Annotated in this window: 19 protein-coding genes; 14 read left to right on the forward strand and 5 right to left on the reverse strand. The window is 72.5% G+C overall.

The window, feature by feature from the left end; all coding sequences use genetic code 11:
* The first annotated feature begins 129 nt into the window (after positions 1–129).
* Positions 130–1038, forward strand: a complete 909-nt coding sequence (locus IW256_RS34115; protein ID WP_197014856.1) for a DUF8083 family protein — start codon at positions 130–132, stop codon at positions 1036–1038.
* A gap of 274 nt (positions 1039–1312) precedes the next feature.
* Complete coding sequence (gene bldC, locus IW256_RS34120) at positions 1313–1516, forward strand: developmental transcriptional regulator BldC (protein ID WP_012850682.1); 204 nt, start codon at positions 1313–1315, stop codon at positions 1514–1516.
* A 396-nt stretch (positions 1517–1912) separates the two neighbouring features.
* On the opposite strand, the gene IW256_RS34125 is transcribed toward bldC, so the two are convergent.
* Positions 1913–2647, reverse strand: coding sequence for a TetR/AcrR family transcriptional regulator (locus tag IW256_RS34125; RefSeq protein ID WP_307829281.1), 735 nt, complete (start codon positions 2645–2647; stop codon positions 1913–1915).
* 386 nt (positions 2648–3033) lie between these two features.
* Here IW256_RS34125 and IW256_RS34130 point away from each other — a divergent pair, with 386 nt between their 5' ends.
* The 4 genes from IW256_RS34130 to IW256_RS34145 all read left to right on the forward strand — a co-directional run bounded on the left by IW256_RS34130 (position 3034) and on the right by IW256_RS34145 (position 6990).
* Positions 3034–4014 carry a LacI family DNA-binding transcriptional regulator gene (locus tag IW256_RS34130; RefSeq protein WP_197016723.1) on the forward strand — a complete coding sequence of 327 codons (981 nt, stop codon included), beginning with the start codon at positions 3034–3036 and terminating at the stop codon, positions 4012–4014.
* Between the two features lie 200 nt (positions 4015–4214).
* Complete coding sequence (locus tag IW256_RS34135) at positions 4215–4451, forward strand: hypothetical protein (RefSeq protein WP_197014857.1); 237 nt, start codon at positions 4215–4217, stop codon at positions 4449–4451.
* Positions 4452–4557: 106 nt separating this feature from the next.
* Positions 4558–5397, forward strand: a complete 840-nt coding sequence (locus IW256_RS34140) for an N-acetylmuramoyl-L-alanine amidase (protein ID WP_197014858.1) — start codon at positions 4558–4560, stop codon at positions 5395–5397.
* 39 nt (positions 5398–5436) lie between these two features.
* Positions 5437–6990, forward strand: coding sequence for a DUF7059 domain-containing protein (locus tag IW256_RS34145; RefSeq protein WP_197014859.1), 1554 nt, complete (start codon positions 5437–5439; stop codon positions 6988–6990).
* Between the two features lie 114 nt (positions 6991–7104).
* On the opposite strand, the gene IW256_RS34150 is transcribed toward IW256_RS34145, so the two are convergent.
* Positions 7105–8175, reverse strand: coding sequence for a quinone-dependent dihydroorotate dehydrogenase (locus IW256_RS34150; RefSeq protein ID WP_197014860.1), 1071 nt, complete (start codon positions 8173–8175; stop codon positions 7105–7107).
* A 32-nt stretch (positions 8176–8207) separates the two neighbouring features.
* Here IW256_RS34150 and IW256_RS42490 point away from each other — a divergent pair, with 32 nt between their 5' ends.
* Together IW256_RS42490 and IW256_RS34155 are read left to right on the forward strand one after the other, a co-directional pair.
* Entirely contained in the window at positions 8208–8330 is a 123-nt protein-coding gene (locus tag IW256_RS42490; protein WP_269217970.1) for a hypothetical protein, read from the forward strand.
* A 93-nt stretch (positions 8331–8423) separates the two neighbouring features.
* Entirely contained in the window at positions 8424–8624 is a 201-nt protein-coding gene (locus tag IW256_RS34155; protein WP_197014861.1) for a DUF6243 family protein, read from the forward strand.
* 87 nt (positions 8625–8711) lie between these two features.
* Here IW256_RS34155 and IW256_RS34160 read toward each other — a convergent pair whose 3' ends face one another.
* Positions 8712–8933: a hypothetical protein gene (locus IW256_RS34160; protein WP_197014862.1), complete on the reverse strand. Its 222-nt coding sequence runs from the start codon at positions 8931–8933 to the stop codon at positions 8712–8714.
* Positions 8934–9101: 168 nt separating this feature from the next.
* Between IW256_RS34160 and IW256_RS34165 the strand changes: the two genes are divergently transcribed.
* Positions 9102–11120 (forward strand): NACHT domain-containing protein, encoded by a 2019-nt coding sequence (locus IW256_RS34165; protein ID WP_197014863.1) that lies wholly within the window; start codon positions 9102–9104, stop codon positions 11118–11120.
* Between the two features lie 31 nt (positions 11121–11151).
* Here the strand turns inward: IW256_RS34165 and IW256_RS34170 are convergent, their stop codons facing one another.
* Positions 11152–11742 carry a class I SAM-dependent methyltransferase gene (locus tag IW256_RS34170; RefSeq protein WP_197014864.1) on the reverse strand — a complete coding sequence of 197 codons (591 nt, stop codon included), beginning with the start codon at positions 11740–11742 and terminating at the stop codon, positions 11152–11154.
* A gap of 123 nt (positions 11743–11865) precedes the next feature.
* Positions 11866–13161 carry a hypothetical protein gene (locus IW256_RS34175; protein WP_197014865.1) on the reverse strand — a complete coding sequence of 432 codons (1296 nt, stop codon included), beginning with the start codon at positions 13159–13161 and terminating at the stop codon, positions 11866–11868.
* A 1041-nt stretch (positions 13162–14202) separates the two neighbouring features.
* Between IW256_RS34175 and IW256_RS34180 the strand changes: the two genes are divergently transcribed.
* Genes IW256_RS34180 through IW256_RS34200 form a run of 5 tightly spaced genes read left to right on the forward strand, consistent with a single transcriptional unit; the run spans position 14203 to position 19996 of the window.
* Positions 14203–15555 carry an extracellular solute-binding protein gene (locus IW256_RS34180; protein ID WP_197014866.1) on the forward strand — a complete coding sequence of 451 codons (1353 nt, stop codon included), beginning with the start codon at positions 14203–14205 and terminating at the stop codon, positions 15553–15555.
* A 16-nt stretch (positions 15556–15571) separates the two neighbouring features.
* Positions 15572–16528 (forward strand): carbohydrate ABC transporter permease, encoded by a 957-nt coding sequence (locus IW256_RS34185; protein ID WP_197014867.1) that lies wholly within the window; start codon positions 15572–15574, stop codon positions 16526–16528.
* The gene (locus IW256_RS34190) at positions 16528–17358 is read left to right on the forward strand and encodes a carbohydrate ABC transporter permease (protein ID WP_197014868.1); all 831 of its coding nucleotides are present in this window, start codon (positions 16528–16530) and stop codon (positions 17356–17358) included. The genes IW256_RS34185 and IW256_RS34190 overlap by 1 nt, the downstream gene beginning before the upstream one ends.
* A gap of 14 nt (positions 17359–17372) precedes the next feature.
* The gene (locus tag IW256_RS34195) at positions 17373–18665 is read left to right on the forward strand and encodes an ABC transporter ATP-binding protein (protein WP_197014869.1); all 1293 of its coding nucleotides are present in this window, start codon (positions 17373–17375) and stop codon (positions 18663–18665) included.
* Positions 18666–18670: 5 nt separating this feature from the next.
* Entirely contained in the window at positions 18671–19996 is a 1326-nt protein-coding gene (locus tag IW256_RS34200; protein WP_307829283.1) for a DUF4032 domain-containing protein, read from the forward strand.
* Positions 19997–20027 lie beyond the last annotated feature (31 nt).

The following is a 20027-nucleotide window of genomic DNA, read 5'->3' on the forward strand; positions in this document are numbered from 1 at the left end:
GTAGTGCCCTCCTCTCGTCTCGAGATCAGCCTAAGGGTGAGCCGGGTCACCTGTGTGCCGAGGTAACACGGGGATTCCGGTGGCGGTGAGATCCCGGGGTTCCGGCCGGGGTCGTGTCACCATGCGGGTGTGCTTCCGTACGCCGCGTACCTACGGGTTTACGAGCCGGTGACCGCCTTTCCCGAGCCGGCACGGACGCTCTGGTCGGCCTATGCCGACTCGCGCCGCCGCCCGCGGCGCATCCACGCGCTGGGCGCCGAGCACCTCCAGGCGAAGCGGCGCCTCGCGGGCCCCGTCCCCGTCCCCGTGCCCGAACGGGAGAGCGGCGACGCCTACATCCGCCGCTGGCGCGACACGGTCTACGTCTGCCCCTGGGAGACTCGGCTGCGGTCCTGGCTCGCCTTCGCCCGTTTCCGGGAGGAGACCTCCGTACGGCTGGCCGGTTCCTACGTGCCGCCGGAGGCGGCGCGCAGGGCGGAGGAGTCGTTCGACCGCTGGAAGAGGTCCGGCCGCTCGCTGCGGCCCCACATCCTGGACAGCACCTGGCACGTGCCCCTGGCGTGGTTCGTCCCGTTCGCCGCGCCCGAACGGTGCCTCATGCTGGGAGGCCGGCCGAAGGGCGCTCCCGCCTACGGCCGGGGCGCGCTGGGAGAGCACGGCGGCCCCGGCCCCGCCACGGCCTCGGCGACCCGGACGCTCATCTACGTCACCTCGATGACGGAGGCCCGGAGCCGGGTCGACGCGGCGCTCCCCATCGTCCGGGACAATCTCGACGCGGGGTCCGGGCTCGCCGCGGGGCGCGTGGAGACCGTCGGCCGCTGGCTGGCGGGGTTCCACCCGAGCGCGCTGGTGGAGCTCGACTACGGAGGGTTGGTCCATCTGCTGGACGACCGGGCCCTGCGGGCGGACGAATCGGTCGCCGAGGTCGGTGTGGCGCTGGCCGCGATGGCGCGCGGGGAGGCCGAGCTGGCGGTGGCGATGTACAAGCGGCTGCTGGCCCGCTGGCGCCTCGTCCGGGCACTGGAATCGGCGAACTAAAACAAATTTCCCGAATCCGCGCGCGATACGACTATACGTGTCGCTAGAATCACGCTGCGTGACCCAGTCACCATGCGAGGCGCATCGGCTCCGAGGCGTTGCGGGGATGTTCCCACGCAACTCTCGCCAGGAGCTTGCTTGTCGCGTTGAGTGGTGGCAAGGTTACACGTTGTGATGTCATAGTGGCTCTTTCGGGCCATAGGGGACATCAGTGACCGCGCGAGGATCAATCGCAGGATCGCTGTCATCGGTCCACGGAGGAGAGGCCGCACACATGTCAGCACGTACGCCAGAGGCCGAGCCCCTGCTGACGCCGGCAGAGGTGGCGACGATGTTCCGCGTCGACCCCAAGACCGTCACGCGGTGGGCGAAGGCTGGAAAACTGACGTCTATCCGCACGCTGGGGGGACACCGGCGCTACCGCGAGGCGGAGGTGCGGGCGCTGCTGGCGGGAATCCCGCAGCAGCGGTCGGAGTAGGGCGCTCCGGCCCGGCGGGTGCCCCGAGCGCCCGCCGGACGCACCCGGTGCGCCATGAGGGGGGCGGCCAGGAGGACGCCGAGCCCGAGTCCGGGCGTTCTCCTGGACGATGGATCCGGGACCACGATCATCCGAGAATCGCGGTCCCGGATCGTCACCGCTGGAGTGGGTCCCGTCCGCGACGGAGCGGGCGGGACGCACCAAAAGGGTCACCTGACGGCCACATTCACGGGACGGACCGACGCCCGGAGGCCCGCACAGGCGGCCCGCCCTGAGGTCATTCCCGGAGGCCCGTCCGTCCGGGATGCCCGTCCGTCCGGGAGGGCTCGTCGGTCCGGGATGTCAGTCCGGCCGGAGTCCGTCCGGCCGGGAGGTCAGTCCTGGGGCCGCCTGAGGTCAGTCCTCGGGCTCTCCGGGCTTCTGTTCTTTCTCGGCCAGGCCGTCGAAGAGGGTGCTGATGGCGGGCTCGTGATGCCCGGCCACGTGCAGGAGCACCACCAGCTGGTCCACCAGCAGGCGCTCCAGGTCCGCGCGGGTCACGTCGCGGTTCTCCAGCCAGTCCAGCCCGGCGGTCTCCACCGAGGCCATCCATGAACGCAGCGTGATGCGCAGGATGGGCTGCGGGGAGTCCACGTCCAGGGCCTGCAGGATGCGCCCCAGCAGCAGCCGGCGGATACCGTCGACGATCTCGCCGACCTCGCCGGAGCGGTCCGCCGGACCGCCGCGCAGCAGGGCGGTGAAGCCCGCGGCATGGCTCTCCGCGAAGTCGAAGTAGCGCTCCAGGGAGATCCGCAGCCGGTCGAGGGGCCTGCCCTCGGTCGGAGGCTCCAGCAGGACCGCCAGCTGTCCGGCCGCGCTGTTGAGCGCGGCGAGGTACAGCTCGTACTTGCCGCCGAAGTAGTGGTACACCAGGGCGCGCGAGGCGCCCGCCGCCGCGGCGACGTCGTCGATGGAGACGTCCTCAGGGGGCCGGGTGCTGAAAAGCTGCAGCGCCGCCTCGATCAGTTCGTCCCGGCGCTCGTCCACGCTGAGCCTGCGGCGAACCCGCTGGCCGCCCCGCGGCGCCCCGGAGGAACCGGCGGAGCGCCGCCCGTTCTTCGGCTTGCTTCCGGCCACCGCACGATCTCCCACCTGGGAAGCCTATCCGAGAGCGGGGGCCGGAACGGCGCCGCCCGTCCCGGGCCGGCGGCCCGTGACCCGCCGCTGTGATCCAGGACACCACAGGCCCGAACTGCCATTGACGGCTGCCCGTTACTCCCTGTTGCGACCTTTCGGGGTGAAGGCGAGGCATCATGGCATCTCCCCCCGAGTGGGGGTGGCGCACCGGCCCTCCGCACCGGGCCCCGGGGCGCCGATGCGGCAGGTCCTGCAGGCCCCCTGGACGGAGTGCCATGTCAGTTGGTGAAGGTAGTAGTCCCCCGCGAAAAGTAACGCCGGTGCAACGAGAGGGCGGCGTTCCCCTGCCACGGAGCGGTGAGGGGCGGGCCGCGCCCGTGCCCAAGCCGACCATCCGCAACGTGGCCGAACGGGCGGGGGTGTCGAAATCCCTGGTGTCCCTGGTCATGCGAGGTTCGCCGCATGTGAGCGAACGGCGCCGGCAGGCGGTGCTGCAGGCGGCGCGGGAGCTGGGCTACCGGCCCAACGCGGTGGCGCGGAGCCTGGTCGAGGGCCGCACCCGGCTGATCGGCGCCATCGTGGCCGATCTGCACAACCCGTTCTTCGCCGAGTTCCTGGACGGGCTGCAGGAGACCCTGCACGGCGAGGGGCTGCGCATGCTCGTCGGCAGCGGCCGCTGGGACCCGCTGTTCGAGGCGGAGGCGGTCGAGGCGTTCCTGGAGATGCGGGTGGACGGGCTGGTGCTCCTCAGCGTCGTGCCCGACTCGCTCAAGGAGGCCGCCGCCAGCGTGCCCGTCGTGGTCGTCGGCGAGCGGGACGTCTCCGGGGTGGACATCGTGGTCGACGACGACGAGCTGGGCGCCAGCCTCGCGGTCGACCATCTGGTGGAGCTGGGGCATCGCCGGATCGCGCACATCGAGGGCACGCGGTCCACCACGGCGCGCTATCGGCGTGCCGGCTACGAGAAGGCGATGCGGCGCCACGGGCTGGCCGACGAGGTCGTCGTCGAGGCCGGCGACTTCACCGAGGAGGGCGGCTACCGCGCCGCCCGCACCCTGCTGTCCCGCGAGCGGCGGCCCACCGCGATCTTCGCTCCCAACGACCTGGTGGCCACCGGAGCCCTGTCCGCCGCCGACGAGCTGGGGCTGCCCGTCCCGGAGCAGGTGTCGATCGTCGGGTACGACAACACCCATCTGGCCGCGATCCGGCACATCTCGCTGACCAGCGTGGACCAGCCCCGCCGCGACATGGGCCGGGTGGCCGCCGAGCTGCTGACCGCGCGGATCGACGATCCCGGGCGGGTGGCCCGGCAGAACCTGGTGGTCCCCCATCTGGTCGTACGGTCCACCACCGGGCCCGTACCGCAGCCGGTGGCCCACTGAGCGCGGCCACGCGGCCCTCCGGCCCGCACGGCCCCGGGCGCCCGTCTCGGGTGCCGGTCGGGGCGAGGTCGATCCTTCTCCTGCCCGCCGGCTCCCCGGGTAAGGGGATGACCAAGGTTGCCGCGATCAGGGCGACGCGCCGCCGCGGCGGCGGGTTAATGGACGGACCGTTCGGCCCGATCGGCAGGAGGGACGAGTCCGTGCGAGATCTGGAGCCGGTGTCGTGCGCGCAGCGCGCCGCGAAGGAGCTGGAGCACGCCTGGGCGCGGTGGCGCCGGGGCCGCGGCCTGAACGAGCGGGTCGCGGAATCGGTCGCCGGTTACGTGGCGCACTCGATCGAGCATCCGTGGGGGCGGCCCCGCGTGGTCCTGGGACTGGACGCCGACGAGGCGCGCGCCCTCGCCGAACTGCTCGTCCGGGAGGACCAGGCCCGCTGACCCCGGGACGCCGGGCGCCGACCTTTTCCGCCGGGTCCGTTTGACGAACGCATACCGGTGTGCAGACTGTCAGGGTCGGTAACGGAGTCATCACGGGGAGAGGTCCATGCGAATCCACCGGCGCGGCTCGGCCGCCGCCCTGGCGCTCTGCCTGGGCGCGCTCACCGCGTGCGGCGGCTCCCCTGGCGAGGGGCAGGCGCAGGGCGCCCAGCCGCCGACCTCCAGGCCGACCGCCCCCGGGGGCGCCGACCGCGCGCACGAGGGGCCCGCCGCCGGGCAGGCGGTGTCGCTGCGGGGCAAGGTCATCGTGCTCGATCCCGGCCACAACGGGGGGAACGGCGAGCATCCCGCGGCCATCAACAAGAAGGTCGACATCGGCAACGGCACGAAGGAGTGCGACACCACCGGGACGGCCACCAACGCCGGATACAACGAGCACGCCTTCACCTGGGACGTCTCCAAGCGGCTGGCCAAACTGCTGCGGGCGGAGGGCGCCAAGGTCGTGCTCACCCGCAAGAACGACACCGGGGTGGGGCCGTGCATCGACGAGCGCGCCGCCATCGGCAACCGGGCGAAGGCCGACGCCGCGCTGTCGGTGCACGCCGACGGCGCCTCGGCGTCCGCGCACGGGTTCCACATCATCCAGCCGGTCGCGGTCAAGGGGCACAACGCCGCGATGGTCCCGGACGCGCAGCGGCTGGGCCGGGAGCTGCGCGACGCCTACCGGGAGGAGACCGGCATCGCGTACTCCACCTACCGGGGCAAGAAGGCCCTGGACCCCAGGAGCGACCTCGGCGGGCTGAACCTGTCCACGGTGCCGAAGGTGTTCATCGAATGCGGCAACATGCGCAACGCCTCGGACGCGGCCAAGCTGTCCAGCGCCGCGTTCCGGCAGCGTATCGCCGTGGCGCTGGCGAACGGGTTCGAGGCGTACTTCACGGGGTGATCGCCCGCGCGGGGCCGGCGGAGACGGCAGGATGGGCGGGTGTCTGATCATCTCCGGCGGCTCGGTGCCGCCTTCGAGCGGGCGGGATACACGGTCGAGGGCGTGCGGGCGCTGCTCGGCCCGGTCGCGGGCGGCGCGCTGGCCCGGGACGAGGTCGTTCCGGCGCTGCGGGCGACCGGCGGCGGATCACCGCTGGAGGCCCTCACCCGGCTGTTCTGGTTGCAGGTGCCGGTACCGGTGCCCGCCGTGGGCGGGCTGGCTGACGATCTGGCCGCCGCCGGGCTGGTGGAGGTCTCCGCCGGAGAGGCCAGGGCCCTGCTGCGCGTCCAGCCCCTCGAATCGGTCGCGGGCGAAGCGAACGCAGGGAACGCAGCAAACGCAGCAGGCGTAGCAGGCGAAGCGGACGTGCTCGGCCCGGTCCGGCACATCGGCTATGTCGTGTCGGATCTGAAGGCGGTCCCGGGAAGCGGCACGGTGCGTTCCGACCATGTGGTCGGGGCGGGCGGCGCGTCGGCCGCCCTGGCGCGGCTCGCCGTCCACAGCCCTGTGGACAACGCGCTCGATCTCGGCACCGGAAGCGGGGTGCAGGCACTGCATCTGGCCGGGCGGGCGCGGCGGATCACCGCCACCGACGTCAACCCGCGGGCGTTGCGGCTGGCCGCCATGAGCGTCGCGCTCTCCGGCGCCGGGGACGTCGAGCTGCTGGAGGGCCCGCTGCTGGAGCCGGTCGCCCGACGCCGGTTCGACCTGATCGTGTCCAACCCTCCGTTCGTCATCGCGCCGCCCGGGTCGGGGACGCGCTACGTCTACCGCGAGTCCGGCCTTCCTGGGGACGACTTCTGCCGGCGGCTGGTCACCGAGGCCCGGGACGCGCTGACCGAGGGCGGGCACTGCCGGCTCCTGGCCAACTGGCTGCAGGTCAGGGGCGTTCCCTGGGAGGAACGGGTCGGCGCCTGGGCGGAGGAGTCCGGGTGCGACGCCTGGGTCGTCCGGCGGGACGTCCAGGACCCCGCGGAGTACGCCGAGTTGTGGCTGCGCGACTCCTGCGAAGTGGGCACGCCCGAGTACCGGGAGCGGTACGGCGCGTGGCTCGACCACTTCGAGCGGCACGACGTGACCGGCGTCGGCTACGGCTGGATCGCGCTCCGCCGGACGGACTCCGCCCGCCCCGCCGTACGGGTGGAGGAACTCCGGCACCCGGTCGAGGAGCCCGCCGGCGCCCACGTCGGCGGGATCCTCGACCGTCTCGCTGAAGCGGAAGAGTTTTCCACAGCCTGTGGACAGGGAGTGGCGTTCGCCCGCCGGCTACGGACCGCAGCCGGCATCGTCCAGGAGCAGATCGGCCCGCCCGGCGCCGAGGACCCCGAGCGCATCCTGCTCCGCCAGACCGCCCGCCTGCGCCGGGTGGCGGGGGTCGGGACGGTCGAGGCGGCCCTGGCCGGGGTCTGCGACGGAACGATCGCGCTGGACCCCTTGCTGGAGGCCATCGCCCAGCTCATGGCCCTGGACCCCGACCAGGTGCGGGCGCACGCCGAGGCGGTCCTGCCGGAGCTGATCGCCGACGGCTTCTTCGAGCTCGTCCCCGAGGACTGAGCGCGCCGGACCGAGCGCGCCGCGACCGAGCACACCGGACCGAGCGCGCCGCGGCGGGGGCGGCCGAAGAGGACGAACTGGAAAGGGCGGGCCTGAAAGGCCGTACGGGAGCGGTCAGCGGCGGGCGGCGTCCAGGGTGGGGAACGCGCTTCCGCGCAGCCGCCGGGCCAGGTCGCGCTGGGTGCGGTGGGCCCAGAACGGACCACCGTAGATCATGGCCGTGTACGCCTGGACCAGGGTGGCGCCGGCCCGGATCCGTTCCCAGACGTCGTCGGCGTTCTCCACCCCGCCGACCGAGATCAGCACCAGCCGGTCGCCGGTCCGGGCCTTGAGCCGCCGCAGGACCTCCAGGGAGCGCCGCTTGAGGGGCGCCCCGGACAGCCCGCCGGTCTCCCCGGTCAGTTCGGCGGAGGTGGCCAGGCCCTCGCGGGCGATGGTGGTGTTGGTGGCGATGATGCCGTCCAGACCCAGGTCGAGCGCCAGGTCGGCCACCGCGTCCACGTCGGCGTCGGCCAGATCGGGAGCGATCTTGACCAGCAGCGGGACGTGCCGCCCGGCCGCCCGGTCCGCCGCCTCGCGCACCGCCGCCAGCAGCGGGCGCAGGTGCTCGACCGCCTGGAGGTCGCGCAGGCCGGGGGTGTTGGGGGAGCTGACGTTCACGACGAGGTAGTCGGCGTACCGGGCCAGCCGTTCCGCGCTGGTCACGTAGTCGGCGACGGCCTCGGACTCGGCGACGGCCTTGGTCTTGCCGATGTTGACCCCGACGATCGTTCCGGGACGGCGTGCCCGGAGCCGGCGCATGGCCGCCTCGGACCCCTCGTTGTTGAAGCCCATCCGGTTAATGACCGCTCGGTCACGCGGGAGCCGGAACAGCCGGGGCCGGGGGTTGCCCGGCTGCGGGCGGCCGGTCACGGTGCCGATCTCCACGTGCCCGAAGCCGAACGCGCCCAGCGCGTCGTAGGCCACGGCGTCCTTGTCGAACCCCGCCGCGAGTCCGAGCGGACCGGGGAACTCCAGGCCCATCGCCCGTACGGCCAGCGCCGGGTCGCGCGGTGCGAGCGCGCGCCGGAGCAGCGTCGTCCCGCCCGGCACGGCCTGGATCGCGCGCAGCCCGCGCAGCGTGAGGTGGTGGGCGGTCTCGGCCGAGACCCGCGAGATGACCTGTGAGAAGAGGAGTCCGTACATCGGGGTCGATTCTCGCAGGCCCGGAAAACCGTTTGGGCGGCCGGGTACGGGCCGCCTACGCTCGGATCATGCTGGTCTACCAGGCCGCCGTGCTGTGGCGGCCCGTCCCGAAGCGCATCTACCGCGACCGCGCCCTGGCCGGGCCCGTCCGGTAGCGGAATCCAGGCACGACCAGCCGTTGATTCCCGCGCCGGACACGGGTGCTCGCAGGTTCATCGCACACCACCCTGCCGAACGGGAGTACAGACATGGCCAAGGGCCGTAACGGCATGCTCGGAGTGGGCGGCCAGCGCAGGACGATGTCGCGCAAGGCGCTCCGCGGCGAGGCCGGTGCCTCGCAGCGCGGCGGAGGCGACGCCGTCGCCCAGAAGAAGGCGCTGCTGAGCAAGATGCGCGAGCGTAACGCCAACGCCGCCGCGTCCGAACCCGACCAGGCCGACCAGGCGTAGTCACCGGCGTCCTGGCATATCGCGGAGCCGCCGCGCAGGTCTCGTACCGGCGCGGCGGCTCTCGCCGTTTCCGCGAATGGCACAAGGTCACCCGGGGGAGCGGAGGCGGCGTAGGCCGCGGTGGAGGAGATAGACGGCGAGGGCCACCGGCAGGAGAGGAGGCCCCAGGACGCCGGAGGCGGTACGGACCCGTGCCAGAGCCGTCCCGGAGATGTGGCCCGCCACGGTCAGGCTTGAGCCCCAGAGGCACGCGGCGGCCAGGTTCGTGACGGCGAAACGGCGGTAGGGGACGCGGGCGTCGGCGGCCATCCGTGAAACACCGTCCGCAGGCCGCCGGTGCATTGGGCGGCGAACGTCGCGGCCGGGTGAGCGTGGCGAGTGTACGATCGCGGGCTCCGCCGTACGCGCGGATGGCCTGAACCGGCTCATCTCGTGAACGTCGCTGACACCGCCTTCCGGCACGCCGATGATGAGGACATGAGGAGGCGGGCGGGCGCGTGGCTCTGCGGCGCCGCCGTCTTCTCGGCCATCGCCGTGCTCGGCGCGCTGGGCCTGCTTCCCAGCCTGGAGGACGCGGACAAGATCGCCAGTGTCGTCGGCGCCACCGCCGGTCTCCTCTCCCTCGGCGTGGCGGTGCAGACCCTGCGGGCCGGACGCCGCGACGGTGACCCGCCGCCCCAGGACGAGCCTGCGCGCCGGCTCGCCCGTGCCCTGGAGGAACTCACCGAGGCCGTCGGCGAGCAGTGGCGGGCCGAGGCCGCCACCCGCGGCATCGGCGACAACGACCGGCTCCTGACGTTGCGCTGGACGGCGCGTCCCGCGTCGGTGCTCTCCGGGGCGCCCGACGTCCGCGACCTGAACGGGCCGGAGGAGGTCGTGGCCGCCTACCGCGCCACCGGAGCCCGGCGGCTGGTCATCGTCGGGGGCGCCGGCAGCGGGAAGTCCGCACTGGCCGTGCTGCTCACGCTCGGCCTGGCCGAGCGCCGCCGCCCGGACCCCCAGGGCGGCTCCGGGCCGGCACCGGTGTACCTGTCCCTCGCGTCCTGGAATCCGGAGCTGCAGGGACTGCGGGCCTGGCTGGCCCGCCGGCTCGCCGAGGACTACCCCTTCCTGCGCAGCCGCGCCCGGTACGGCACGGACATGCCCGCGCGGCTGGTGCAGAGGCGCGGCGCCCTGCTGTTCGTCCTGGACGGGCTCGACGAGATCCCCGCCGCGTCGCGCGTGGCCGCCCTGCGGGAGATCGACCGAGCCGACCTGGCCGACCTCGTCCTCACCTGCCGCAGGGACGAGTACGACGGCGCGCTGCTGGCGGGCGGCAGGACCGTGGCCGGCGCGGCGCACGCCACCATCGAACCCCTCACCGCCGGCGACCTGGACCTGGACTTCCTCACCTACGGTTACGCCCCGCTGCAGGCGCAGCGCTGGATTCCCGTCCTGGAACGCATCCGCCGCCGCCCGCAGGGACGGCTGGCACGGGCGCTGCGGACCCCGCTGATGGCGTCGCTGGCCCGTGATGTCTACCAGCACCCCGACCGTGATCCCGCGGAGCTGATACGCCCGAACGCGTTCCCCTCCGAGGGGTCCGTCGAGCGGCACCTCGCGCACGCCCTGATCCCCGCGTTGTTCCGGCCACCCGCCGACGACGACCGGCGCGGCCCCTGGGACGGCCGCGACGCCGAACGCTGGCTGCGCCACCTCGCCGCGGCACTGCCGCCGCAGCAGAGGGAGATCCGCTGGTGGGAGCTGTCGTCCCTGGCCCGTACCACCGACCGCCTGCTGTCGGCGGCGTTCAGCGCGCTCGCGATCGGCCCGGCGATCGGGCTCGGTTTCCACCTGCTGTGGGGCCCATGGGCGGGGCTGGCCATCGGGGGCGTGTTCGCGCTGGCCATGGCGGGGGCGGCGGTCCGCACCCTGCCGCCGCCGTCGGCACTGTACTTCGGGAAGCTGCGCAAGCTGTGGGCGCCGCTGATGGGCGGTCTGGAGGTCGGCGCCGTCGCGGTGATCGTCTGCAGCATCAGGGAGGGACCGGAGTTCGGCGTGCCCGCCGGGCTCTTCCTGGGGGTGCCCGTCGGTTTCGTGTACGCCTGGGCCGCACCGGACGCGACCGTCCGTACGGTGACGCCCCGGCGGCTGCTGTACCAGGACATCCGGGTGGCGGTCGTCTTCGGGCTCACCTATGGAGTCACCACCGGCGTCGTCGTGGGCTTCGCCGTGGACCCTCTGTACGGGGCCGTCTTCGGCCTGTTCTGCGGGCTTTCGGGCGCCTGCTTCTACGGGCCGGTGTGGCTGCTGGCGTTCCGTGTCGACAACGTCGGGGTCATCGCGTGGGTGCACTACACGTTCGCGCGGCTCGCTCTGGTGCCCCGCCGCCGGCTGCCCTGGCGCACGCTGGCGTTCCTGGAAGAGGCGCACCGGCGGGGAGCGCTGCGCCAAGTGGGAGCGGTGTACGAGTTCCGTCATCAGGTCGTGCGGGACGCGCTCGCCACCCCGGGGTGACGGCCGGCCGGGAGGTGCCCGGCGCCCCGGTTCAGCGATCGGCCTCCGGACGCGGACCGTGTGCCCGGTACACGACGGCCGGTGGCATGTTGGCCCAGACGACCGGGCTGACCGTGACGCGGGTGAACGCCGCCGCCAGCATCCGCGGCAGCCGCCGTGCGGCCGGTGTCCACATCGCGTGCACGTAGGCGTAGGTGGTGAAACAACCGGCGTCGGTGAGCGCGGCCTGAACGGCCCTCATGACGGCGCGCTGCTGGTCGCCGGGCATCACCGCCCAGGGGAGGCTGCTGATGACCGCGTCCGCGCGTCCGGCGTCCCGCGCCTCCAGGACTTGCGAGAGTTCGGCGGCGTCGGCGCAGGCGACCTCGATCTCGGGCCACCGCCGCGCGACCAGCCCGGCGAGCCGTGGATTGACCTCCAGCGCGAGCTGGCGCTCCGGTTCCCGCCGCCGGATGGCCTCCGTGACGGCGCCGGTCCCGGGCCCCAGCTCGATCACGTGCCCGCCCAGGGGTGCGACGCGGGCGAGGACGGTCGCGAGCCGCCGTCCGCTCGGCGCGACGGCTCCGACGCGGAGGGGGTCCCGGAGGAACTCCCGAAGGAGGATCCGCCCGTCGTGGCTCATCGCGCCACCGTACTCGCGTAGCGAGTCCGGAGGAACGGGCTTCCTGGTAGTCCCGCCAGGGCCTGCCGGGACCTGCCGAGCCTTCCAGGGCCTACCGGAGTGCCTTCCAAGGCCTGCCGTGGGTCAGCCGCCCCGGAATGTGCGGCGGAGCTGGAGCCGGACGTCGCGGCCGGTCTCCCGGATGGGGGTCAGGACGCTCTGGCGCACCCAGCGGGCGGGGCGGCGGACCGAGACGTCCCAGACCGCGCGGATGCCGCCGCCGACCGGGACGAGGACACCGTTCTTGATCGCGCGGGCGGGCGCGACCACCAGGTGCCGCCACAGCCAGCGCAGTCCGCGCCCGGCCAGGCGCCACGTCCCGGCCACACCCTGGCCGATGGGGCGCAGCAGGTAGCCGTACAGGGCCAGGGCGGGGATCACCACCAGGATCCGCGCGACCCAGTACAGGAGCCGGCCGAGCATCCGCCAGCACCAGACCAGCGCCCCGGCGAAGACCGCCCAGACGGCGGCGACGCCCGTCCCCAGCTTGCGCAGCGCCCAGAGCAGGCCCGCACCGGCGCCCTTGGCCAGCCACGCCAGGCCCAGGAGGGGAGGACGCAGGACGTACTGCCACAGGGCGACCGCGGGGATCACCAGAAGCACGTTCGCCAGGAACATCAGCGCCATGCCGATGGCCGAGCCCAGCCGCCCGAACCCGGTGCCGAGCCGGCGCAGCCCCGCGGCCAGCGCCGATCCGACGGCGGCCAGCAACCGGCCCACCGGGGCCAGGAAGACCGCGTGGAACCAGCGGGCGAGGCGGCCGGAGCTGCGTCCGAGGAGGCGGAGGAACCCGAGGACGACGACCGTCATCAGCCAGTGCAGCGGGTCGTACACGCCACGGGTGAAGAGCCAGGCCACGCCCGACCAGAGGAGCGCGGCGCCCTGCCCGATCACCCTGACGACGGGATGCAGCAGGGCCATGTACACCGCCAGCAGCAGGCGTCCCAGCCACGGCGGTGTCCGCTTCAGAGCGCGGCCCACCGCGGCCAGCAGATCGTAGACGAGCCGCAGCGGCAGCACGATCACGACGGCGATCACGCGGGCCGGGATGACGATCCAGGCGGGCCCGCCCGGCGCAGGCCGCGAACGGCGCTCAGAAGACGTGCGCCCGGCGGCGGTTCGAGAGTGACCGGCGGCCCCGGACGGCCTGTGCGTGGTCGGCCCGTGCGCGGACGGCCCGTGCGTGGTCGGCCTGTGCGCGGGCTGCCCGGGTTTCACCGGTTCGGGCGCGGTCGGCCCGGATGCGGACGCGGCGGGCGCCCGTTTGGTCAGGCTGACCTCGCCGCCCGGGACGGCGGGGCCGAGGTGGTCGGCGAGTGGGAAGTCGGTCTCCGGCCGGCCGGTCTTCGGCCGGTCGCTCTCCAGCGGCCCCGTGCTCACAGCTGTTCTCCTGACGAACATGTGCGGCCGCGTGCTCCGGCAGTGCCCCGGGGCGCGGTCCGCCACCCATATTGGACGGCGGCGGCGGGCGAAGGTTCCCCGCCCCCTTCCGTTCACTTGCGGCGAGGTGCCGCCCTGGCGCGCTCCAGGGCGGCACCTCGCCGCAAGTCAAAGGTGCGCCGTGCCGGGATAGGCGGCTCGGAACGGGGTAGAGGACAGCCCCGGCTTTCGCGCGTCCGGCCGCGTACAAGAAGGCGTTGTCGCCGATCACGTTCCTGACCTGGACGAAAGCAGTGGGAGGCGCGGTCCACGGCTTGATCGATTTCCTCGGGCGCGGGGGCGGTGGAATGGCCGGCTCGCCATCATCGGCCGGCCGATGTGCTACTTCGCCAAGGATCGGAAGCCGGTGATGTCGAAGGGGCAGGGCGCGTAGAACGTCCGGCACGAATAACGTCCGCGCGTAGAACATCCCGTGTGTTGCGTCCGGCACGTAGAACGTTCGGCGCGTCGGGACTCTGCGGGCGGCCGAGGCCACCACCGCCATCAACGAGCCCGGCGGGGACCGGCTCGGGGCTCGGGCCGGGGAACGGTGGCGGCGGTTGCCGCCCAGGTCGCGGAGGGTGCGGCGGCACCACGCCTCGGGGGTGCGGTGGCGAGGCGGTGGTCGCCGCCGCAGGGCCGCGGGCGTGGGTAAGGCGCGGTGCGACCGCCGGGGCCGCGTCCGGCGCTACGGCCAGGGCCACGGACGGCGCCCGCGGCTCTCCACTACTTCCTATTTGCCACAAATGTCTGCCTTGTTCACTTCAGGCCCTTCCTGGAAGGGTTGGCCGGGTAACTTTACGTTTTATTTACCTCCTCATGGGGTTTAAGTGAATCCATGCGGTTCTGTCGTTTCTTTTGAGTTGCATCTTTCTCACGATTGCGCCGGGATGTAATCCACGTCTCGACAGGTCCAAAGACCGGATGTTTATGTGGTTTGCGGTCCCGGCATGTATGCGGCCCGGCGAAGTGCCCGCACATCTCGGGAACTTGGGGAGGCCGATGGTGGAACGAACGAGGACCCGCACCCGGTACGGCGGTGGCCGCCGCGCCGGCGCGGGAACACGGACCGCGCGGACCGCGCGGGGCGCCGTCGCGGCGGTGCTGCTGGCGGCGGGATTGAGCGCCTGCGGGGGCGACGGCGGCACGCCGACCCTCAGCTGGTACATCAACCCTGACAGCGGCGGGCAGGCGCGGCTGGCGGAATCCTGTACGAAGGCCGCGGGCGGCCGGTACCGGATCACCACCTCGGTGCTGCCGAACGACGCCACCCAGCAGCGCGAGCAGCTCATCCGGAGGCTGGCGGCCAAGGACTCCGGGCTCGACATCATGAGCCTGGACCCCGTCTTCGTCGCCGAGGCGGCCAACGCCGGGTTCCTCCGCCCGTTCAAGGAGAGCGAGGCGGGCCACTTCACGGAGGGCGTGTTCCGGCCCGCGGTGCAGAACTCCACCTGGGAGGGCAAGCTCTACGCGGCCCCGTTCTGGGCCAACACCCAGATCCTCTGGTACCGCAAGTCGGCCGCCCAGAAGGCCGGTGTCGATCCCACCGCGCCCGACTTCACCTGGGACAAGATGATCGACGCCGCGGCCCGCTCCGGCGTCACGGTCGGCGTCCAGGGCAACAAGTACGAGGGCTACATGGTGTGGATCAACGCCCTCGTCGCCTCGGCCGGCGGCCGGATCATCAGCGACGCCGAACGCGGCGACGACGCCAGGATCGAGATCGACTCGCCGGCCGGGAAGCAGGCCGCGGCCGTCGTCCGGAAGCTGGCCCGCTCCAAGGCCGCCAGCCCCTCCCTGTCCAACGACGACGAGGAGAAGGCCCGGTCGCTGCTGAACGGCGCCCGCGGCGGGTTCATGGTCAACTGGGGCTACATCTGGCGGGCCGAGAACGGCGACGCCAAGGACGGCGTCATCGACAAGAGCATCCCCGGCGACCTGGGCTGGGCCCCGTACCCGAGGGTGACGCCGGACCAGCCGAGCAGGCCGCCGTTCGGCGGGATCGAGCTGGGCATCGGCGCGTACGGCAAGTACAAGGACACGTTCGCGGTCGAGGCGGTCAAATGCATCACCTCCACCGAGAACATGAAGAAGTACATGCTCGACTCGGGGAACCCGGCGGCCCGCGCGGCGGTCTACGACGACCCGGAGGTCCGCAAGGAGTTCCCGATGGCCGGGCTGATCCGCGACTCGATCGGCGCCGCCGCGCCCCGGCCCATCACGCCGTACTACACCGACGTGTCCGGGGCGACGCAGAGCCGCTGGCATCCGCCCGCGGCGGTGGATCCGGCGTCGACGCCGCGCCGGTCCGCCACGTTCATCCGCCAGGTCCTGCGCGACCAGGCCCTGCTGTGATCGGAGGAGGTGCCGCATGACCGCGGTGGAGACCGCACCGCCCGCCGGGGGCCCCGCCGGCCGCGCGGGGCGCCGGGCCAGGGCGGCCGAGATGTCCGACCGTGGCCGCGCCGAGCGCAGGCTCGGCCTGCTGCTGTCCGCGCCCGCGGTGATCGTCATGCTGGTGGTGACCGCGTACCCGCTGTTCAACGCGTTGTACCTGTCGCTGTTCAGCTACCGGATCACCGCTCCGGACGACCGCCGGTTCGTCTGGTTCGGCAACTACGTCACCGCGCTGACCGACGGCCTGTTCTGGCAGGACGTGTTCACCACGTTCGTGGTCACGGCGATCACGGTCGGGGTGGAGCTGGTGATCGGCTTCGCGCTGGCGATGGTGATGCACCGGGCGCTGTTCGCCCGCCGGACGCTGCGGACGGCGATCCTGCTGCCGTACGGCATCGTCACGGTGATCTCGGGCTTCGCCTGGCTGTACGCGTTCGACCTGCAGTCGGGCTTCGTCAACGCGTGGCTCGGGCTCGGTGACTACGACTGGTTCGGCGGGCGCTGGTCCTCGCTGTTCGTGATCATCCTGTCCGAGATCTGGAAGACCACCCCGTTCGTGTCGCTGCTCCTGCTGGCCGGGCTGGCCCAGGTCTCGAACGACCTGGACGAGGCGGCCACCGTGGACGGCGCCACCGCCTGGCAGCGGCTGTGGCGGGTCACGATCCCCAACATGAAGGCGGCCATCATGGTCGCGGTGCTGTTCCGCACCCTGGACGCCTGGCGGATCTTCGACAACGTCTTCGTCATGACCTCGGGCCAGAACCAGACCGAGACGCTGTCGTTCCTCACCTACCGGCAGACCATCACCCGGACCGCGATCGGGTTGGGCGACGCCGTCGGGGTGCTGCTGTTCCTGTCCGTACTGCTGATCGCGGTGGTCTTCATCAAGGGGTTCCGGGTGGACCTGTCGCAGGTGCGAGGTGATCGCTGATGGAGTCGGGCCGTTCCAAGGTGCTCTGGATCGTCGGCGCGGTGCTGATCCTGGTCTGGTCGATCTTCCCGGTGTTGTGGATCGTCATGCTGTCGTTCAAGCAGCCCGGCGAGATCGGCAACCGGGCGGGGTTCTTCCCCAAGACCTGGACCTGGGAGAACTACCGGACGGTGTTCTCCACCGACCTGTTCACCTCGGCGCTGATCAACTCGATCGGGATCTCGCTGATCGCCACGTTCATCGGGGTGACGTTCGCGACGCTGGTGGCGTACGCGATCGCCCGGCTGGAGTTCCCGGGCAAGAAGATCATCCTGTCGTTCGCGCTGGCCATCGCGATGTTCCCGGTGGTGTCGCTGGTTGGCCCGCTGTTCAACCTGTGGCGGGACATCGGGCTGTACGACACCTGGCCGGGGCTGATCATCCCCTACATCTCGTTCGCGCTGCCGCTGGCGATCTGGACGCTGTCGGCGTTCTTCCGCGAGATCCCCTGGGAGATGGAGCAGGCCGCGCAGGTGGACGGCGCCACCACCTGGCAGGCGTTCCGCAAGGTGATCGTGCCGCTGGCGGCGCCCGGGGTGTTCACCGCGGCGATCCTGACGTTCTTCTTCTGCTGGAACGACTTCGTCTTCGGTATCTCGCTCACCTCCAGCGGCCAGGCCAGGCCGGTGCCCGCCGCGCTGGCCTTCTTCACCGGCGAGTCGCAGTTCGAGCAGCCCACGACCGCGATCTGCGCCGCCGCCGTGGTGGTCACCATTCCCGTGGTGGTCATCGTCCTGTTGTTCCAGCGTCGCATCGTGGCCGGGCTGACCTCCGGCGCCGTCAAGGGATAGGAAGAGAGCCCATCATGGCCGCCATCACCATGCAGAACATCGTCAAGAAGTACGGCGACGGGTTCCCGGCCGTGAACGACGTCACCCTGGACGTGCAGGACGGCGAGTTCATGATCCTGGTCGGCCCGTCCGGCTGCGGAAAGTCCACCCTGCTCCGCATGATCGTCGGCCTGGAGGACATCACCTCCGGCGAGATGCGGATCGGCGACCGGGTGGTCAACAAGATCGCGCCGCGCGAGCGCAACCTGTCGATGGTCTTCCAGAACTACGCCCTCTACCCGCACCTCACCGTGTTCGAGAACATCGCGTTCCCGTTGCGGCTGGCCAAGACGCCCGACGACGAGGTGCGCAAGCGGGTGACCGAGACCGCCGAGGTCCTGGAGCTGACCGAGCACCTGGAACGCAAGCCCGCCAACCTCTCGGGCGGGCAGCGGCAGCGGGTCGCGATGGGACGCGCCATCGTCCGGCAGGCCGACGCGTTCCTGTTCGACGAGCCGCTGTCCAACCTGGACGCCAAGCTGCGCGGGCAGATGCGCACCGAGATCTCCCGGCTGCAGCGGCGGCTCGGGGTCACCACGGTGTACGTCACGCACGACCAGACCGAGGCGATGACGCTCGGCGACCGGGTCGCGGTGCTGCGCAAGGGCGTGCTGCAGCAGGTCGGCAGCCCCCGCGAGCTGTACGAGCAGCCCTCCAACCTCTTCGTCGCCGGGTTCATCGGCTCCCCGTCGATGAACTTCCTCCCGGCGACGGTGAACGGCCGGCACCTGGAGACGCCGCTGGGCCGGTTCGAGATGGACGAGCGCAAGGCCGCGGCGGTCGGCGACCGCGACGTCGTGCTGGTCGGCATCCGCCCCGAGGACTTCGAGGACGCCGAGCTGGTGTCGGAGGAGAAGCGGGGGCGCGGCGCGGTCGTCCGGGTCGACATCGACGTCACCGAGTGGCTGGGCAACGAGCAGTACGCCTACGTGCCGTACGAGGCGCCCGAGGACCTCGCCGCCCAGTTGCGGGAGCTGTCGCGGGAGCTGGACAGCGACCAGATGCGCACCCAGGCGGTGGTGGCGCTGGACGCGGCCAGCCTGATCAACCCCGGGGACGCGGCCGAGCTGTGGATCGACACCGGCAAGGCGCACATCTTCGACCCGGCGACCGGCGAGAACCTCACCCGGGACGAGGAGCGGGTCGCCGCGCTCGGCCGCCGCGCCGACCAGGCCAGGGTGGCGCAGCGCAAGGCCCAGCGTGCGGGGGACGGCGGGCCTGAGGCCCCCGCCGGGGCCGCCACGGACGGTGCGGCCTCGGCCGGGTAGGCGCCGTGCACTTCGTCTTCACGCCTCCGGCGGAGACGGCCGCGGGGCTGCTGAGCCTGCCGTGGGCCGCTCCGCTGGAGGAATGGGACGACGACCGCATCGTGGAGATCCGCCAGCGCGGGCTCTCACGGCACGTGGTGCGGTTCGTCGCCGACGAGGGGCACGTCTACGCCCTCAAGGAGCTGGACGGGCGGCTGGCCCGCCGCGAGTACCGGCTGCTGCGCAGGCTGCGGGAGCTGGCGCTGCCCGCGGTGGAGGTGGTCGGCGTGGTCGTCGACCGCGGCCCGGAGCTGGACGCGATCCTGGTGACGCGGTTCCTGGAGTTCTCCGGCTCCTACCGCGCGCTGTTCGCCAACCCGCGCGGCGGGCACCCCACCGACCGCCTCCTGGACGCCCTGGTGGAGCTGCTCGTCCGGCTCCACCTGGGGGGTTTCATGTGGGGCGACTGCTCGCTGTCGAACGTCCTGTTCCGCATGGACGCCGGGGCGTTCGCCGCGTACCTGGTGGACGCCGAGACCGCCGAGCTGCACCCCTCGCTCACCGAGGGGCAGCGCGGCTACGACGTCCGGCTGGCCCGGGAGCGGATCGCCGGTGAGCTGTTCGATCTCCAGGCCGCCGGCACGCTGCCGTCCGGGCTGGACCCGATCGACATCGCCGACGACGTCGTCCATCGGTACGAGGGGCTCTGGGACGAGCTGACCCGCGAGGAGGTCCTGCACCCCGACGACCAGCGGTACCGGATCGCCGAGCGGCTGCGCCGGATCAACGACCTGGGCTTCGACGTGGACGAGGTCGAGCTGGAGGACGCGGGCGCGGACGGCGCGCGGCTGCGGGTCCGGACCCGGGTCGCCGAGCCCGGCCATCACCGGCGGATCCTGTTCACCCGTACCGGCCTGGGCGCGCAGGAGAAGCAGGCCCGCCGCCTGCTCAACGACATCGCCTCCTACCGGGGGCATCTGGAGCGCAAGACGGGCCGTCCCGTCGCGGAGGTCGTCGCCGCCAACAAGTGGCTCGCCGAGGTCTACGAACCGGTCGTCCGGGCCGTTCCGGAGGGGCTGCGCGACCGCCTGGACGAGGTCGAGCTCTTCCACGAGGTCCTCGAACACCGCTGGTTCCTGTCCGAGCGGGCGGGGCAGGACATCGGCACCATGACCGCGGCGCGCGACTACTTCCGCCACGTCCTGCCGCACGTTCCCGACGAGCTCACCGTCAGCGCCGCCGGGACGTGGCGCCGACGGGCCGACCCGGGACCGCCCCCCGCCCCGGACCCCGAGGCCGGCGCGGACGCGGACCCGGACGCGGACCCGGACGCGGACACGGCCTCGGACTAGGCCACGGGCGCCGACGGGAACGGGCCGCGGC

This window comes from Actinomadura viridis (assembly GCF_015751755.1).
In the GTDB taxonomy this organism is placed as follows: Bacteria; Actinomycetota; Actinomycetes; order Streptosporangiales; family Streptosporangiaceae; genus Spirillospora; species Spirillospora viridis.

Bases quoted from the DNA above. Each gene is read 5' to 3' on its own strand.
- IW256_RS34180 (WP_197014866.1), top strand. From the start codon at position 14,203: ATGGTGGAACGAACGAGGACCCGCACCCGGTACGGCGGTGGCCGCCGC.
- IW256_RS34170 (WP_197014864.1), bottom strand. From the start codon at position 11,742: ATGAGCCACGACGGGCGGATCCTCCTTCGGGAGTTCCTCCGGGACCCC.
- IW256_RS34160 (WP_197014862.1), bottom strand. From the start codon at position 8,933: ATGGCCGCCGACGCCCGCGTCCCCTACCGCCGTTTCGCCGTCACGAAC.
- IW256_RS34150 (WP_197014860.1), bottom strand. From the start codon at position 8,175: ATGTACGGACTCCTCTTCTCACAGGTCATCTCGCGGGTCTCGGCCGAG.
- IW256_RS34155 (WP_197014861.1), top strand. From the start codon at position 8,424: ATGGCCAAGGGCCGTAACGGCATGCTCGGAGTGGGCGGCCAGCGCAGG.
- IW256_RS34165 (WP_197014863.1), top strand. From the start codon at position 9,102: ATGAGGAGGCGGGCGGGCGCGTGGCTCTGCGGCGCCGCCGTCTTCTCG.
- IW256_RS34140 (WP_197014858.1), top strand. From the start codon at position 4,558: ATGCGAATCCACCGGCGCGGCTCGGCCGCCGCCCTGGCGCTCTGCCTG.
- IW256_RS34190 (WP_197014868.1), top strand. From the start codon at position 16,528: ATGGAGTCGGGCCGTTCCAAGGTGCTCTGGATCGTCGGCGCGGTGCTG.
- IW256_RS34195 (WP_197014869.1), top strand. From the start codon at position 17,373: ATGGCCGCCATCACCATGCAGAACATCGTCAAGAAGTACGGCGACGGG.
- IW256_RS34185 (WP_197014867.1), top strand. From the start codon at position 15,572: ATGACCGCGGTGGAGACCGCACCGCCCGCCGGGGGCCCCGCCGGCCGC.
- bldC (WP_012850682.1), top strand. From the start codon at position 1,313: ATGTCAGCACGTACGCCAGAGGCCGAGCCCCTGCTGACGCCGGCAGAG.